Annotated in this window: 11 protein-coding genes and 1 tRNA gene; 9 read left to right on the top strand and 3 right to left on the bottom strand. The window is 68.0% G+C overall.

All coding sequences use genetic code 11. The features are described from left to right. Window positions 1–118 precede the first annotated feature (118 nt). On the bottom strand, window positions 119–802 hold the full coding sequence (locus tag ACFWO8_RS28510; protein WP_378967518.1) for a GAP family protein: 684 nt from the start codon (window positions 800–802) through the stop codon (window positions 119–121). 211 nt (window positions 803–1013) lie between these two features. On the opposite strand from ACFWO8_RS28510, the gene ACFWO8_RS28505 reads away from it, so the two are divergent. The 3 genes from ACFWO8_RS28505 to ACFWO8_RS28495 are packed head-to-tail and all read left to right on the top strand — an operon-like array spanning window position 1014 to window position 3658. Further along, on the top strand, window positions 1014–1331 hold the full coding sequence (locus ACFWO8_RS28505; RefSeq protein WP_378967508.1) for a hypothetical protein: 318 nt from the start codon (window positions 1014–1016) through the stop codon (window positions 1329–1331). After that, window positions 1331–2623 carry a hypothetical protein gene (locus ACFWO8_RS28500; protein WP_378967504.1) on the top strand — a complete coding sequence of 431 codons (1293 nt, stop codon included), beginning with the start codon at window positions 1331–1333 and terminating at the stop codon, window positions 2621–2623. The genes ACFWO8_RS28505 and ACFWO8_RS28500 overlap by 1 nt, the downstream gene beginning before the upstream one ends. Window positions 2624–2632: 9 nt before the next feature. Beyond that, window positions 2633–3658, top strand: a complete 1026-nt coding sequence (locus ACFWO8_RS28495) for a hypothetical protein (protein WP_378967500.1) — start codon at window positions 2633–2635, stop codon at window positions 3656–3658. A gap of 74 nt (window positions 3659–3732) precedes the next feature. Here the strand turns inward: ACFWO8_RS28495 and ACFWO8_RS28490 are convergent. After that, a tRNA-Asp gene (locus ACFWO8_RS28490) sits at window positions 3733–3806 on the bottom strand. Window positions 3807–3923: 117 nt separating this feature from the next. On the opposite strand from ACFWO8_RS28490, the gene ACFWO8_RS28485 reads away from it, so the two are divergent. The 3 genes from ACFWO8_RS28485 to ACFWO8_RS28475 are packed head-to-tail and all read left to right on the top strand — an operon-like array spanning window position 3924 to window position 9522. Next, on the top strand, window positions 3924–4547 hold the full coding sequence (locus ACFWO8_RS28485) for a TetR/AcrR family transcriptional regulator (protein WP_378967490.1): 624 nt from the start codon (window positions 3924–3926) through the stop codon (window positions 4545–4547). 26 nt (window positions 4548–4573) lie between these two features. Further along, window positions 4574–6310, top strand: a complete 1737-nt coding sequence (locus tag ACFWO8_RS28480; RefSeq protein ID WP_378967481.1) for an AMP-binding protein — start codon at window positions 4574–4576, stop codon at window positions 6308–6310. Next, window positions 6307–9522 carry a carboxyl transferase domain-containing protein gene (locus ACFWO8_RS28475; RefSeq protein ID WP_378967472.1) on the top strand — a complete coding sequence of 1072 codons (3216 nt, stop codon included), beginning with the start codon at window positions 6307–6309 and terminating at the stop codon, window positions 9520–9522. The genes ACFWO8_RS28480 and ACFWO8_RS28475 overlap by 4 nt, the downstream gene beginning before the upstream one ends. On the opposite strand, the gene ACFWO8_RS28470 is transcribed toward ACFWO8_RS28475, so the two are convergent. Beyond that, on the bottom strand, window positions 9494–10117 hold the full coding sequence (locus ACFWO8_RS28470) for a TetR/AcrR family transcriptional regulator (protein WP_378967465.1): 624 nt from the start codon (window positions 10115–10117) through the stop codon (window positions 9494–9496). The genes ACFWO8_RS28475 and ACFWO8_RS28470 overlap by 29 nt on opposite strands. 295 nt (window positions 10118–10412) lie before the next feature. Here ACFWO8_RS28470 and ACFWO8_RS28465 point away from each other — a divergent pair, with 295 nt between their 5' ends. From ACFWO8_RS28465 to ACFWO8_RS28455, 3 genes are all read left to right on the top strand, one after another. Beyond that, window positions 10413–10547, top strand: coding sequence for a hypothetical protein (locus ACFWO8_RS28465; RefSeq protein WP_378967458.1), 135 nt, complete (start codon window positions 10413–10415; stop codon window positions 10545–10547). A gap of 147 nt (window positions 10548–10694) precedes the next feature. Beyond that, on the top strand, window positions 10695–11516 hold the full coding sequence (locus ACFWO8_RS28460) for an SDR family oxidoreductase (protein ID WP_378967448.1): 822 nt from the start codon (window positions 10695–10697) through the stop codon (window positions 11514–11516). Between the two features lie 15 nt (window positions 11517–11531). After that, a complete protein-coding gene (locus ACFWO8_RS28455; RefSeq protein WP_378967434.1) occupies window positions 11532–12737 on the top strand; it encodes an acyl-CoA dehydrogenase family protein in 1206 nt (401 codons plus the stop codon). Window positions 12738–12750: the final 13 nt, after the last annotated feature.

Below are 12750 nucleotides of genomic sequence, written 5' to 3'. Positions count from 1 at the left end.
GCCCTCCCTGCTCACCTGGATTGCCCCGCGGCCCAGGATGCGGGCACGGGGCATGTCATCGATTCGTTATGACGGTACTCGATGGTGCTGACGCTTTCCTGAGTGGCCGTGCGGGCGCTCACCACAATCGGCCCGCGTGGACAAGGGCGTCGATGACCAATCCGATGCCGAACACGACGAAAAGCACTCTGATCGCCGGTGGCCCGAAGCGGGTGATGCCCCGCACGAGCACGCGGTAGACCCGCCGTGCGCGCGGCGTTCGCCGCAGCGCCAATGCCAGCACGACCAGCGGCAGGACCAGGGCGATCGCGCAGTAGGCCGCCACGATCAGTGGCCACACCAGGGGCAGTGGGCGCTGTGCCGACAGCAGCGCGAGTGCCGCGAGGTACGGCACCGAGGTCGGCACCTTCGCCAGACCGAGAGTGAATCCGATCACGCCCATCAGCCACGGGTACTTGCGCACCGGCTCGACCCAGCGGCCCCCGGTGGACGCGGTGGTGTTCACCGGGAGCGCGGCCACCGCGATCAGCACCAGGCCGATCACCAGCTCACCCCAGTAGCGCAGAGCGGGCGTCAGCTCGAAGTCGAGGAGCCGGACCAGGAAGTCGATGCCGAGCACAGCGCACACACCGAAGGCCACCGAGACCGCGAAAACGCCGCCGAGGAAGCTGAGCACCCCCGTCATCGGCGAGCGCCGGGTCAGCCTGGCGTCGGCGACCACGGCCGTGGTGATCGCCACCAGCAGCACGTCGAGCGCGTCGAGCAGGGCGAACCCGAGCAGTGCGATCAGCAGAACGGCCATAACGTGGCTGACCCTACTCGCCGGTTAAGTTCGATCGCCGACCCGTCAGTCACACCAGTACCACGGTCGCCTCGCGGTGAAAGTCCGTGACCTGCGTAGTCTCGAGATCGATCCGTCCATCTGGACTGGACTCCCCCGTAAACGGCGCTCGGTGGTTACGCTTTTCAGCACCGGCCGTGCCGGGATCCGCGATCGTGAAGGGGCAGACATCGTGGCAGAAATGTCCTTCGACCCGTCAGCGCTCGACGCTTATCAGCGTGCGGCAGCTCGGGTTTCCGAACTTCTTGGCACAGCGGCCAACGATACGACGACCGCGGCCGGGGTCGACCTGTCCGGGCTCGGCGTGCTCGGGCGTGAATTCGCCGCCGCCTGGACACAGGCCGCCGGCGAGCACGCGTCGACACTGAGTACCGCAGGCAATCTGGTCACCGCCTATCAGGACATCTTGAATCGCTTCGGCGCCACCGTGACCGGGATCGATACCGGGCTGGCAGGCGATCTGCGGGTAGCCGAGAGTGAGGTGGCGTGATGCGTTCCAAGTCGCTGGTTACCGAGACCACGCTGAGCACGATCACGCCCGCGGAGGCCGAGGCGAAGATCGCGCCGGTGATCGCGCTGCTCGAAGTGCCGTTGCTCGAGTTGCGTAGCTCGTTGGGCAGTAATACTTCTGCCGATCCCGATGCCTCGGTGGTCGCCGCGCTGACCTCGGCGTCGGCCGCCACTACGGCTACCGAGGACCCGCATCGGCTCGGGCTGTACGCGCTCGAGTCGACCGAGACCGCGGCGCCCGCGACACCAGCGTTGCGCCAGACCGCGACCGAGGTCTCGGCCGCGGCCGATCGTGGGACCAGACTGAGTACCTTGCTCGGGCAGGCGCATTCGACCCAGTCGACCGCGGCCGCCAAGGTCGATGCGATCATCGCCGACTTCCGGGCCAAGGCGAAGAAGGCCGCGCCCGCGGTGAACGGCAACAACCTGGACGCCATCGTCGAACTCGCCGAAGAGGCCATTTCGGAAGCGGTCGGGGTGGTGGGTAACGCCAGCACCGAGATGGACCAGTACACCCGAGACACCAGGGGGCTCACCAGCGATCTCGGCGGGACCAATGGGGTGACCGTGCCCACCGGCGCGACGGAGGTGGCGCCCGGGGTCTATGTTCTCGGCACCGGCGGATCCGATACATCGTCGTGGGACGACTCGTCCTGGGATGACGACGACGACAACATCGATCCGGCGACAGCGGCGCAGATCGCGTTGCAAGAGGCCCTGATCGACGGTGGGGTGTCACTGGGAACCGCGGCGATCGATGCCGGTGTCACCTTCGGTACGCATCTGATCGACAAGATCGCCGAAGTCGCGATGCACGGGCTCGACAAGGGTTCGGAGTTGGCGACGACGGGGATCGACACGCTCGCCGCGAATGCCGCCGGAACCGAGGGCGGCACGTCCACCGCACCCGCGGGCACCACGCCCACCGCACCGTCGACCAATGGCGGTGGGACCGGCACGAACACCTTGTTCGGCGGATTGGGTGGCGGCACAAGCACCGGCGGCGGTACCAACACGGGCGCCGGGGCGAACAACGACAGCGGTGCTTCGGCGAAGCCGGAAACCCCCGCGCCTGCTGCGCCGTTCCAGTCGAATCAGCCGCCGAAAACCGAACAGCCCCAGCAGACTCCGAGCACCCCCGCGCCCGCTCAGCAGCCGATGCAAGGCGGCGTGGTGCCGCCTGCCGCTCGTCCCCAGCAGGATCAGGAGACCGAAAAGCCCTCCGCCGCACCAAGACACGGTCAACCGGGAGTCGTCCCGGCGCCGGCGTAGGACACCCGCATGGACAATCCGTTCGGTGCCTACTTCGCATCGCCGGAGGCCACGCCGCCCGGCCGCCGTCGCCCGCAGGGTAAACGGCGGCGCAGGCGACGGCGCGAGGCCGAGCCGCAGACCATCGGCACGAACCCGGAGATCTGGCCGCCGCCGGACCCGGAACCGTTCGACGACGGCCCGTTCCAGCCCGCACCCGTCGAACCGGTGTATCGAAATCCTGCCGACGACGACGGTTTCACCGGCGACTGGAACGACTGGAACGACGGCGACGCGCCCATCGAGACGCAGCGCGGCGACGATGTCGACTGGAACGACTGGGCCACCACCACCGCGACCGAGCAGAGCGGCGACCACGTCGAGATTCCGGTGTTGCCGCGCCTCAAGGACTTCGGCGGCGGCGGCCAGATCGCGCGGCGCCCACGCAAGAATTTCAACGACGAACGCTATGACGAAAGCGGTGGCAAGGTGAAGGCCGCGGCCGCGATCAAAGGCATTGTCGGCGCGCTGTTATTCGTCGTCCTTCTCGGCTTGGCCGCCACCATCTTCCTCGGCCCCGCCGACAAACCGACCACCACGACCCAAGCCGCCGTCTCCGGCACGCGGGCAACGACTTCCACGGTGGTCCCCCCACTTCCGGCACACGCCCTGTCCGGCTGCGAATCCTTCCGCACCCCCTCGATCACCATCAGCGCCGAACGCGGCGACACCGCCAGCCCCGAGGGCGCCATCCTCGGCTTCGAATACAGCTACTACGTCGACCGCGACGCCGCCAAGGCCCGCTCCTTCGTCACCGACAACGCCCACGTGGGCGACGCGTCCGCCCTGGCCGCGGGCATCGGCTCGCTCCCCCTCGATGTCAAGTACTGCGTCCACATCACCAAGGCCGACGCCGCCGACCCCACGCTGTGGAACGTCACCATCCACCAGAAATGGCCCGGCGACGCCACCACCGAGAAGATCGACCAGATCATGCGCACCACCGAGGTAGCCCCCGGCCGCCACCGCATCACCAGCATCGACCACCGCATCTGACCTGCGGACCCAGCCCTCCTAGTACGCGAAAGTCCCCCGCACCGGAATCGGTGTGGGGGACTTTTGTCGTGTTGCGACCCTGACGGGACTCGAACCCGCGACCTCCGCCGTGACAGGGCGGCGCGCTAACCAACTGCGCTACAGGGCCTTGCTTCCTTGCATCGGGGAGCGATATTACCCGGTGGACCCCCGTTTCGGTAACCGAACAGGTCAGGCAGTGAATCAGTTGTTGACATTGACGTCAACGTCAACAACACTTGTGACGGTGACCACAAGCGAGGCGCAGGAGCGGGCACGGTCGGCGCGCAAGGACAGCGCGGGACCGCGGCGGGGCGAATTGCTCGACGCGGCGGCCCAGTGTTTCGCCGAACTCGGGTACGACCAGACCTCGGTGGAGACGATCACCACCCGCGCTCGGGTCTCCCGGGCGACGTTCTACGCGTACTTCTCCTCGAAAGACGAGGTGTTCGTGGCGATCACCGAGCGGGTGTGCGCGCAGTTCCTCGACGCGCAATTCGTGGTGGACGTCGAGGTCACCGCGGCGGCCGAGGTGATCGGGGCGACCACACGGGCGTTCACGGAAGCCGTGTTCGCCAACGGCGCGCTGGTGGCGCTGATCGAGCACCGGGCGGGCATCGATCCCGCGATCGGCGCGCAGTGGTCGCGGGTGCGCACTCGCCTGCGCAAGCGGTTCACCGCCTTTCTCGAACGCGACGAGGTGCGCGGCGAGATCGACCCGTGCGCCCCACTGCCGCGGATCGTCGAGACCCTCGCCGACGCACTGCTGATCGGCGCCTCCCGGCTCGCCGGAGCCGACCACGACCGGCACGAACAGTTCATCACCGACCACATCGCCATCGCCGAACGACTGATCGGCTTCACCAGCTAGACCGAGTACCCGGAACGGATGTGCCCATGACCGTCGAACCAACCACCGTCGCCCCGCCCGCGCTCACCGCGGCGCTGGCGGAGATCCACACCCGGCAGCAGGCTGCCTGGCCCGCACAGGTCCCGCGCACGGTGGAGTATCCGATCGAATCGATGGCCCTGGTCGATTACCTGCGCCACTGGGCGACACGTCGACCCGAGACCACCGCGATCGCCTACTACGGCCGCGACATCAGTTACGCCGAATACGACGAGCTCTCCGACCGTTTCGCCGGTTGGCTGCTCGCGAACGGCGCACAGCCAGGCGACCGGATCGGGGTGTATCTGAGCAACTGTCCGCAGTTCCTCGTCGCCATGCTCGGCATCCTGAAGATCGGCGCGGTGCACGTACCGATCAATCCCCTGTTCCGGGCCCACGAACTGCGCCATGAACTCGTCGACGCGGGCGTGACAATCCTGCTCGCCCAGGACAATCTGTCCACGTTGGTCGACGAGGTGCGCGCGGATACGCCGGTGCGACAGGTCGCGTTCACCGCACTGTCCGACATGTTCATCGACGAACCCGCCGTCGCCGCCCCCTTCGAGACCACCGCGGCCGAGACTGACTGGCAACAGATCGTCGAAAGCCCGCGCGCCCCAGCCCAACCTGCCGATCCGGACGCACTGGCCGCGCTGAACTACACCGGCGGAACCACCGGCATGCCGAAGGGCTGCGAGCACACCCAGCGGCACATGGTCTACACCGCGGCGACCGCCACGGTGGGCAACGGCTTGCGGGTGGGCGAACGCCCGCTCGTCGCGCTGAACTTCCTGCCGGTGTTCTGGATCGCGGGCGAGGACTTCGGCATCCTGTTCCCACTGGTCAACGGCGGCACCGCCGTGCTGATGAACCGATGGGAGGCCGAGACGGCGCTGCGTCTGCTCGGCCGCTACCGGGTCACCTCGATGATCGGCATGATCGACAACTACGTGGAGATGATGGACCACCCGGCGTTCGACCCCGCCGCAATCACCGCGCTGGAGAACACCACCGGCGTCTCGTTCGTGGTGAAACTCAACGCCGAGATCCGGGCTCGCTGGCGCGCCGCCACCGGACTCACCCTGCGCGAGACCAGCTACGGGATGACCGAGACCCACACCGCCGACACCTTCACCCTCGGCCTGCAGGACGACGACTACGACCTGCGCAGCGAGCCGGTGTTCTGCGGCCTGCCGGTCCCCGGCACCGACATCCTGATCGTCGACGAGGACGGCGCGCCGGTCCCGATGGGCCACGAAGGTCAGATCATCGTGCGCAGCCCCTCGATCCTCACCGGGTACTACGGCAACCCCGAAGCCACCGCGGCGACCGTGCGCGCGGGCTGGTTGCAGACCGGCGACGTCGGCAAGCTGAACGAACGTGGCGCGCTGCACTATCTGGCCAGGAACAAGGAGATGATCAAGGTCAACGGCATGAGCGTGTTCCCGTCCGAGGTCGAATCCCTGCTGATGCTGCACCCGCAGGTGCAGACCGTCGGCGTGGTGCCCAAACCCGATACACAACGTGGACAGGTGCCACTCGCCTTCGTCCAGCTGATCCCCGAATCATCCATCGCGGCAGCCGAATTACGGACCTGGGCCCGACAGAACATGGCCGGTTACAAGGTCCCCCAGATCGAGATTCTCGACGCGTTGCCGATGACGGCGACCGGCAAGATCCGCAAGGGCGAGCTGTTCACCATGACCGAGCGCATCGCCGCCACCGAATCCGAGGACATCCAGTGAAGCTGCTGATCGCCAATCGCGGCGAGATCGCCCTGCGGGTGATCCGCACCGCCACCGAACTCGGCATCGACACCGTGGCGGTCTACGCAGGCGACGACGCCGACAACCCCAATGTGCACGCGGCGGGCGAGGCGATCGAGTTGGCGGGCACCGGCGCCGCGCCCTATCTCGACCACGCCGCGATCCTGGCCGCCGCCAAGGAATCCGGCGCCGACTACCTCCATCCCGGTTACGGATTCCTCAGCGAGAACGCCGAATTCGCCCGTGCTTGCGCGGCCGACGGCGTCACGTTCGTCGGCCCCGATCCCGCGGTGCTCGACCTGTTCGGTGACAAGTCCTCGGCCCGCGCGACCGCCGTGGCCGCGGGCGTGCCCGTGTTGCCCGCGACCGAGGGGCCGACCACCGCCGAGGAGGTCAACGCGTTCTTCGGCACGCACCCCGGCGCGATCATGATCAAGGCGCTGGCCGGTGGCGGCGGCCGTGGCATGCGGGTGGTGCGGACCGCCGAGGAGATCGACGACGCCTACCGGCAGTGCGCCGCGGAGGCACAGCTCGGTTTCGGCAATCCCGCGGTCTTCGCCGAGGTGTTGTTCGAGAACGCCCGGCACATCGAAGTGCAGATCATCGCCACGGACGGCACGGCGCTGGCGCTGGGCGACCGCGATTGCAGTGTGCAGCGCAGGCATCAGAAGCTGCTCGAAATCGCGCCTGCTCAGGGCCTTTCGGAGGATCTGCGCAGGGAACTGCACACGGCGGCAGCCCGGCTGTGCGCCCAGGTCGGCTATCGCGGACTGGCGACCGTCGAATTCCTGGTCTCCGGCGCCGAATTCGTGTTCCTCGAGGTCAATCCGCGAATCCAGGTGGAGCACACCGTGACCGAGGAGGTGACCGGCATCGATCTGGTCGCCGTGCAGCTCGCGATCGCCCAGGGCACGCACTTCGCCGACCTGGATCTGCCGAGCGGAATCGTCTCCGACGGCACCGATTCCACCGGCGCACCCGCCGCCGCGGACGGAATCGCGATCCAGGCCAGGGTGAACATGGAGACGATGACGGCCGACGGTTCGGCGGTGCCGACCGCGGGCACACTGAACACCTTCGCCCCACCGACCGGGCCGGGCGTGCGGGTCGACACATTCGGCCGCCCCGGACTGACTCCGAGCCCGCGCTACGACTCGCTACTGGCCAAGGTGATCACCCGTACCCGTGGCCAGTCCTTCCCCGCCGCCGCCCGCAAGGCCGCGACAGCGCTCGCCGAGTTCACCGTGACCGGCATCGGTACCAACATCTCGTTCCTGCGAGAGATCCTCGCCGACAGCACCTTCCAGTCCGGCCTTGCCACCACCGGCTTTCTCACCGAGCGACTGACCGACCTGGTCGCGGCGGCACAGACCGATCAGCCCGAGGTCGCGGTCACCGCCGTCGAGCTGTATCCGGGTCAGGAGGCCGTACGCGCCCAGCTCGCGGGCACGGTGGTCGAGGTGATCGACGAGGGTGTCGACATCGGCGCGGGTGGTCAGCTCGTCGTGCTCGAGGCGATGAAGATGCAGCATGTGCTCGCCGCACCGGATGCCGCCAGGACCGTCCGGGCGCTGGTCCGCCCCGGCCAGGTCGTCGCGCCGGGCGACCCACTCGTCATCATCACCCGCACCGGTGCGGACGAATCCGGCAGCGCGCACACCGATCTGGATCCCGACCGCGCCCGCGCCGATGTGGACGAGATCCGCGCCAGGCACCTGGTGACGCTCGACGAATCCCGCCCGGCGGCCGTAGCGAAGCGGCACAAGCTCGGTCGACGCACCGCACGGGAGAACATCGCCGACCTGGTCGACGCGGGCAGCTTCGTCGAATACGGCGCGCTCGCCTTCGCCGCCCAGCGCACCAGACGCACCGAAGAAGACCTGATCGCCAACACCCCCGCCGACGGCCTGATCACCGGCTTGGCGACCATCGGCGCCGACCACTTCGACAACGCCGAGGCGGTGGTGATCTCCTACGACTACACCGTGCTCGCGGGCACACAGGGCAAGAACAACCACGCCAAGACCGACCGCGCCTTCGAACTCGCCGAACGCAAGCGGGTTCCGGTGGTGCTGTTCGCCGAGGGCGGCGGCGGCAGGCCGGGCGACACCGACTGGACCGGCATGGGCCTGGACGTGACAACCTTCCGCGCGCTGGGTGCGCTGCGCGGGAAGGTGCCGCTGGTGACGATCGTGTCGGGCCGCTGCTTCGCGGGCAACGCCGCCCTGGCCGGTGCCTGCGACGTGATCATCGCGACGCCCGACGCCAATATCGGCATGGGCGGACCGGCGATGATCGAAGGCGGCGGGCTCGGCGTCTACCGCCCGGAGGACATCGGCCCGATCGACGTGCAGCGGCGCAACGGCGTGGTCGACCTGGTCGCCCGCGACGAAGCGCACGCGGTGGCGCTGGCCAAGCAGTACCTGGGCTATTTCCAGGGCCGGGTCGACGATTTCGAAGCACCGGATCCACGCTCGGCTCGACATGTGGTGCCGGAGAACCGGTTACGTGCCTACGACATCCATCGCGCCATCGACGCGATCGTCGACGTCGGCTCGGTACTCGAATTGCGGCCCGACTACGGGGTCGGCATCGTCACCGCGCTGGTTCGGGTGCACGGCGAACCGTTCGGCTTGATCGCCAACAGCAGTCATCACCTGGGCGGTGCCATCGACGCCGAGGCCGCCGACAAGATGGGCGAGTTCCTCACCCTGTGCCAATCCTTCGGGCTGCCGGTCGTTTCCCTGTGTGACACACCGGGTTTCATGGTCGGTCCGGAAGCGGAGAAGACCGCGACGGTGCGCCGGTTCAGCAAGTTGTTCGTGCTCGGCGCCCAACTGAGCGTCCCGTTCGGCACGATCATTTTGCGCAAGGGCTACGGCCTCGGTGCGATGGCGATGACGGCGGGCCATTTCCACGCGCCGAACTTCACCGTCGCCTGGCCCACCGGCGAGATCGGCCCGATGGGGCTGGAGGGCGCCGTTCGCCTCGGCTTCAGCAAAGAGCTCGCCGCCGTGGCGGATCCGGCCGAGCGCGAGACGCTGTTCGCGCAGTTGCTCACCCTGGCCTACCAGCAGGGCAAGGCGCTCACCGCCGCGACGGGTTTCGAGCTCGACGACGTGATCGACCCCGCCGACACCCGCACCTGGATCGCCACCCTCGTCAGTAGCCGGGCGCGCGCAGGATCCTGAGCACCAGATCGGCGTTGATGTCGCCGAGTTCCTCCGGGGTGAACTCACCGCCCGGCCGGTACCACCGGCAGATGTCGATCCCCAGCGACATCATCGCCAGCACGGCGACGCGGGGATCGGCGACGGTGAACACGCCGCGCTCGATCCCCGCCCGCACCTCCGCGACCGCGGCCAGCCGAATCCGGCGACGGATCGCCGCGACGAGCTCGTGGTGGCCGGGGGCGAGGTGCCTGCTCTCGTACTGGGCGATCCGCGCCCGCCGGTAGCTGCGCGCGTGCAGGACGCTGAACGCGGTGACCAAGGCCCGTATGCGGTCCACCGGCTCGGCATGGGGCGCGACGGCGGCTTCGATGATGGTGAGGGTGTTCTCGACGGCATGCTCGACCAGCCGGAAGAGCAGATCCTCCTTCGAGGCGAAATGCACATACATCGCCGCCGGGCTCAACCCGGCCGCTGCGGTGATGTCCCTGGTGCGGGTGGCCTCGAAACCCTTGTCGGAGAACAGCACTACCGCGGCGTCGAGCAGGCGCTGCGCGGTGTCGCCCAGCGCGGCGGCCGGGTCGGCCAGTGGGTCGTCGTCGAGTAGCCCGGTCACCTGATTCCTCTTCGCTATGTCTGTGATTGACATTACATCTTCGCGAGCTCACACTGAGCAAGCGCTCACTCACTTGAAGTTGACGTCAACTTCCAATAGTTTCAACCCTGCGGATTCACCGAGGAGTCATCGATGATCGAACCCGGCCAGCGGACAGCCATCACCACACCGCCGCCCTTGCCCGACACAGCACCGTCGTCGGCCGCCGGCAAACGCGCGCATCGCAAGCTGCTCGCCGCCGGCCTGGTCGGCAGCTCGATCGGGCCTGCTCAGCTACGGCACCGCCGAACTCGGCATGAATCGCAATGCGCTGCTGGCCATCTCGCTGATCTCCTCCGGCCTGCTCACCGCGGTGATCCTGTGGGCAGGAGCCCTGTCGGACCGAATCGGCAGGCGGGGGGTTTCGCTGTTCCTGATGGCCATGGCCTGATCACCGTGTTCAGCGCGTGGAAGCTGCGCGAGACCAACACCCCGGCCGTCCGCGACGACCCGGAAGCGGTGCCGGGAACCCAGCTGTACTGACCCTTCGATACGACCGTTGCTCGGGCTGGAAACAGCCCGGGCGAAAGGACTTCTGATGAGAGTTGCCGAGAAAGTGGCCATCGTGACCGGTGCCGGCGCGGGCATCGGCGCCGCGCTGGCCGCCGCGCTCGCCGCCGCCGGTGCGAAGGTCGTGGTGTCCGACCTCGACGAGGCCGCCGCGCTCGCCGTGTCGGAGCAGATCAACGCCGATCACCCCGGCACCACCGTCGGTGTCGGGGCCGATGCCGCCGACACCGCGGCGATCAGCGGCCTGATCGCGCTGGCACAACAGCGGTTCGGGCCGGTCGACCTGTACTTCGCCAACGCGGGCATCGTCGGCGCCCCCGGGCTCGACGTCAGCGACGACGACTGGGACAGCGCGCTCGAGGTGAACCTGCGCGCTCACATCCGCGCCGCGCGACTGCTGGTGCCCCAGTGGATCGAACGCGGTGCGGGCTACTTCGTCAGCACCGCCTCCGCCGCGGGGCTGCTCACCCAGATCGGTTCGGCCACCTACTCGGTGAGCAAGCACGCCGCGGTCGGGTTCGCCGAGTGGCTCAGCGTCACCTACGGCGACCAGGGTGTTCGCGTCAGCTGCCTGTGCCCGATGGGCGTGAACACGAAACTGCTGTACGCGGGCCAGGATTCGGGCGAGGAGCTCGGTGTCGCGGCGACCCGCGCCGTCGTCTCGGCGGGCGAGGTCCTCGAACCCGCCGAAGTGGCCGACATTGTGCTCACCGCCGTCGCCGCCGAGGAATTCCTGATCCTGCCGCATCCGCAGGTGCTGCAGATGTACCGCCACAAAGGTGCCGATTACGACCGCTGGCTGGGCGGCATGCGTCGCTACCAGTCGTCACTGCTGGCCGAAACCCGCTGAGCGAGAGAGAAATCCATGTCACTGTTCGATCTGAGCGACCGCTCGAAGAAGTATTCCGAAGACCTGCTCGACTTCATGGACACGCACGTCTACCCGGCCGAGAGCGTCTACGACGCGCAGATGCGCGAATCCGGCGACCCCCATTTCCAGCCGCCGATCCTGGAAGAGCTCAAGGCCGAGGCCAAACGGCGCGGACTGTGGAACCTCTTCCACCCGCACCCCGGCCGCGGGCCGGGCCTGACCAACCTCGAATACGCACCGCTGGCCGAGATCATGGGCCGCAGCCATCTCGCGTCCGAGGCCTGCAACTGCAACGCCCCCGACACCGGCAACATGGAAGTGCTCGAACTGTTCGGCACCGAGGAGCACAAAGAGAAGTACCTGAAGCCGCTGCTCGACGGCACCATGGCCTCGGCCTTCGCGATGACCGAACCGCGGGTGGCCAGCTCGGATGCGACCAATATCGAACTGTCGATGGTGCGGGACGGCGACGACTACTTGCTCAACGGCCGAAAGTGGTTCGCCACCAATGCCTTGCACAAGAACTGTCGCGTGATGATCGTGATGGGCAAGACCGATCCCACCGCGGCACCGCACCGCCAGCAGACCATGATGGTGGTCCCGATGGACGCGCCGGGCGTCACGATCCTGCGCGGGCTGCCGGTGTTCGGCTACCAGGAACGCGAAGGCCACGCCGAGATCGACTTCGCCGACGTGCGGGTGCCCGCCACCGATGTGCTCAAGGGCGAGGGCGAGGGTTTCGCGATCAGCCAGGCCCGGCTCGGACCCGGCCGCATCCACCACTGCATGCGCAGCATCGGCATGGCCGAGCGCGCACTGGAGATGATGTGCAAGCGCGCGCAGGCGCGGGTCACCTTCGGCAAGCCGCTGGCCGACAACAGCAATATCGGGGACTGGATCGCCGAGTCGCGCATCGATATCGAGATGATCCGGCTGCTCACGCTCAAGGCCGCCCATCTGATGGACACCGTCGGCAACAAGGCCGCGCGCACCGAGATCGCCGCGATCAAGGTGGCCGCGCCGAACATCGCGCTGAAGGTCGTCGACCGGGCCATTCAGGTGCACGGCGCGGGCGGCGTTTCCGACGACTTCCCGCTCGCCGCCGCCTGGGCGCAACTGCGCACGCTCCGGCTCGCCGACGGCCCCGACGAAGTACACAAGCGCGCCATCGCGAGTCAGGAACTGCGCAAATGGCGCTGACCGGCCGCACCGC

The sequence above is a fragment of the Nocardia sp. NPDC058480 genome (genome assembly GCF_042720495.1).
In the GTDB taxonomy this organism is placed as follows: domain Bacteria; phylum Actinomycetota; class Actinomycetes; order Mycobacteriales; family Mycobacteriaceae; genus Nocardia.
Note: the sequence above shows the minus strand (reverse complement) of the source record. Positions and strands in the feature narration are given on the sequence as shown.

Coding starts and splice junctions, on each gene's coding strand:
- ACFWO8_RS28510 (WP_378967518.1), bottom strand. CDS start 802: ATGGCCGTTCTGCTGATCGCACTGCTCGGGTTCGCCCTGCTCGACGCG.
- ACFWO8_RS28500 (WP_378967504.1), top strand. CDS start 1,331: ATGCGTTCCAAGTCGCTGGTTACCGAGACCACGCTGAGCACGATCACG.
- ACFWO8_RS28495 (WP_378967500.1), top strand. CDS start 2,633: ATGGACAATCCGTTCGGTGCCTACTTCGCATCGCCGGAGGCCACGCCG.
- ACFWO8_RS28480 (WP_378967481.1), top strand. CDS start 4,574: ATGACCGTCGAACCAACCACCGTCGCCCCGCCCGCGCTCACCGCGGCG.
- ACFWO8_RS28460 (WP_378967448.1), top strand. CDS start 10,695: ATGAGAGTTGCCGAGAAAGTGGCCATCGTGACCGGTGCCGGCGCGGGC.
- ACFWO8_RS28465 (WP_378967458.1), top strand. CDS start 10,413: ATGAATCGCAATGCGCTGCTGGCCATCTCGCTGATCTCCTCCGGCCTG.
- ACFWO8_RS28455 (WP_378967434.1), top strand. CDS start 11,532: ATGTCACTGTTCGATCTGAGCGACCGCTCGAAGAAGTATTCCGAAGAC.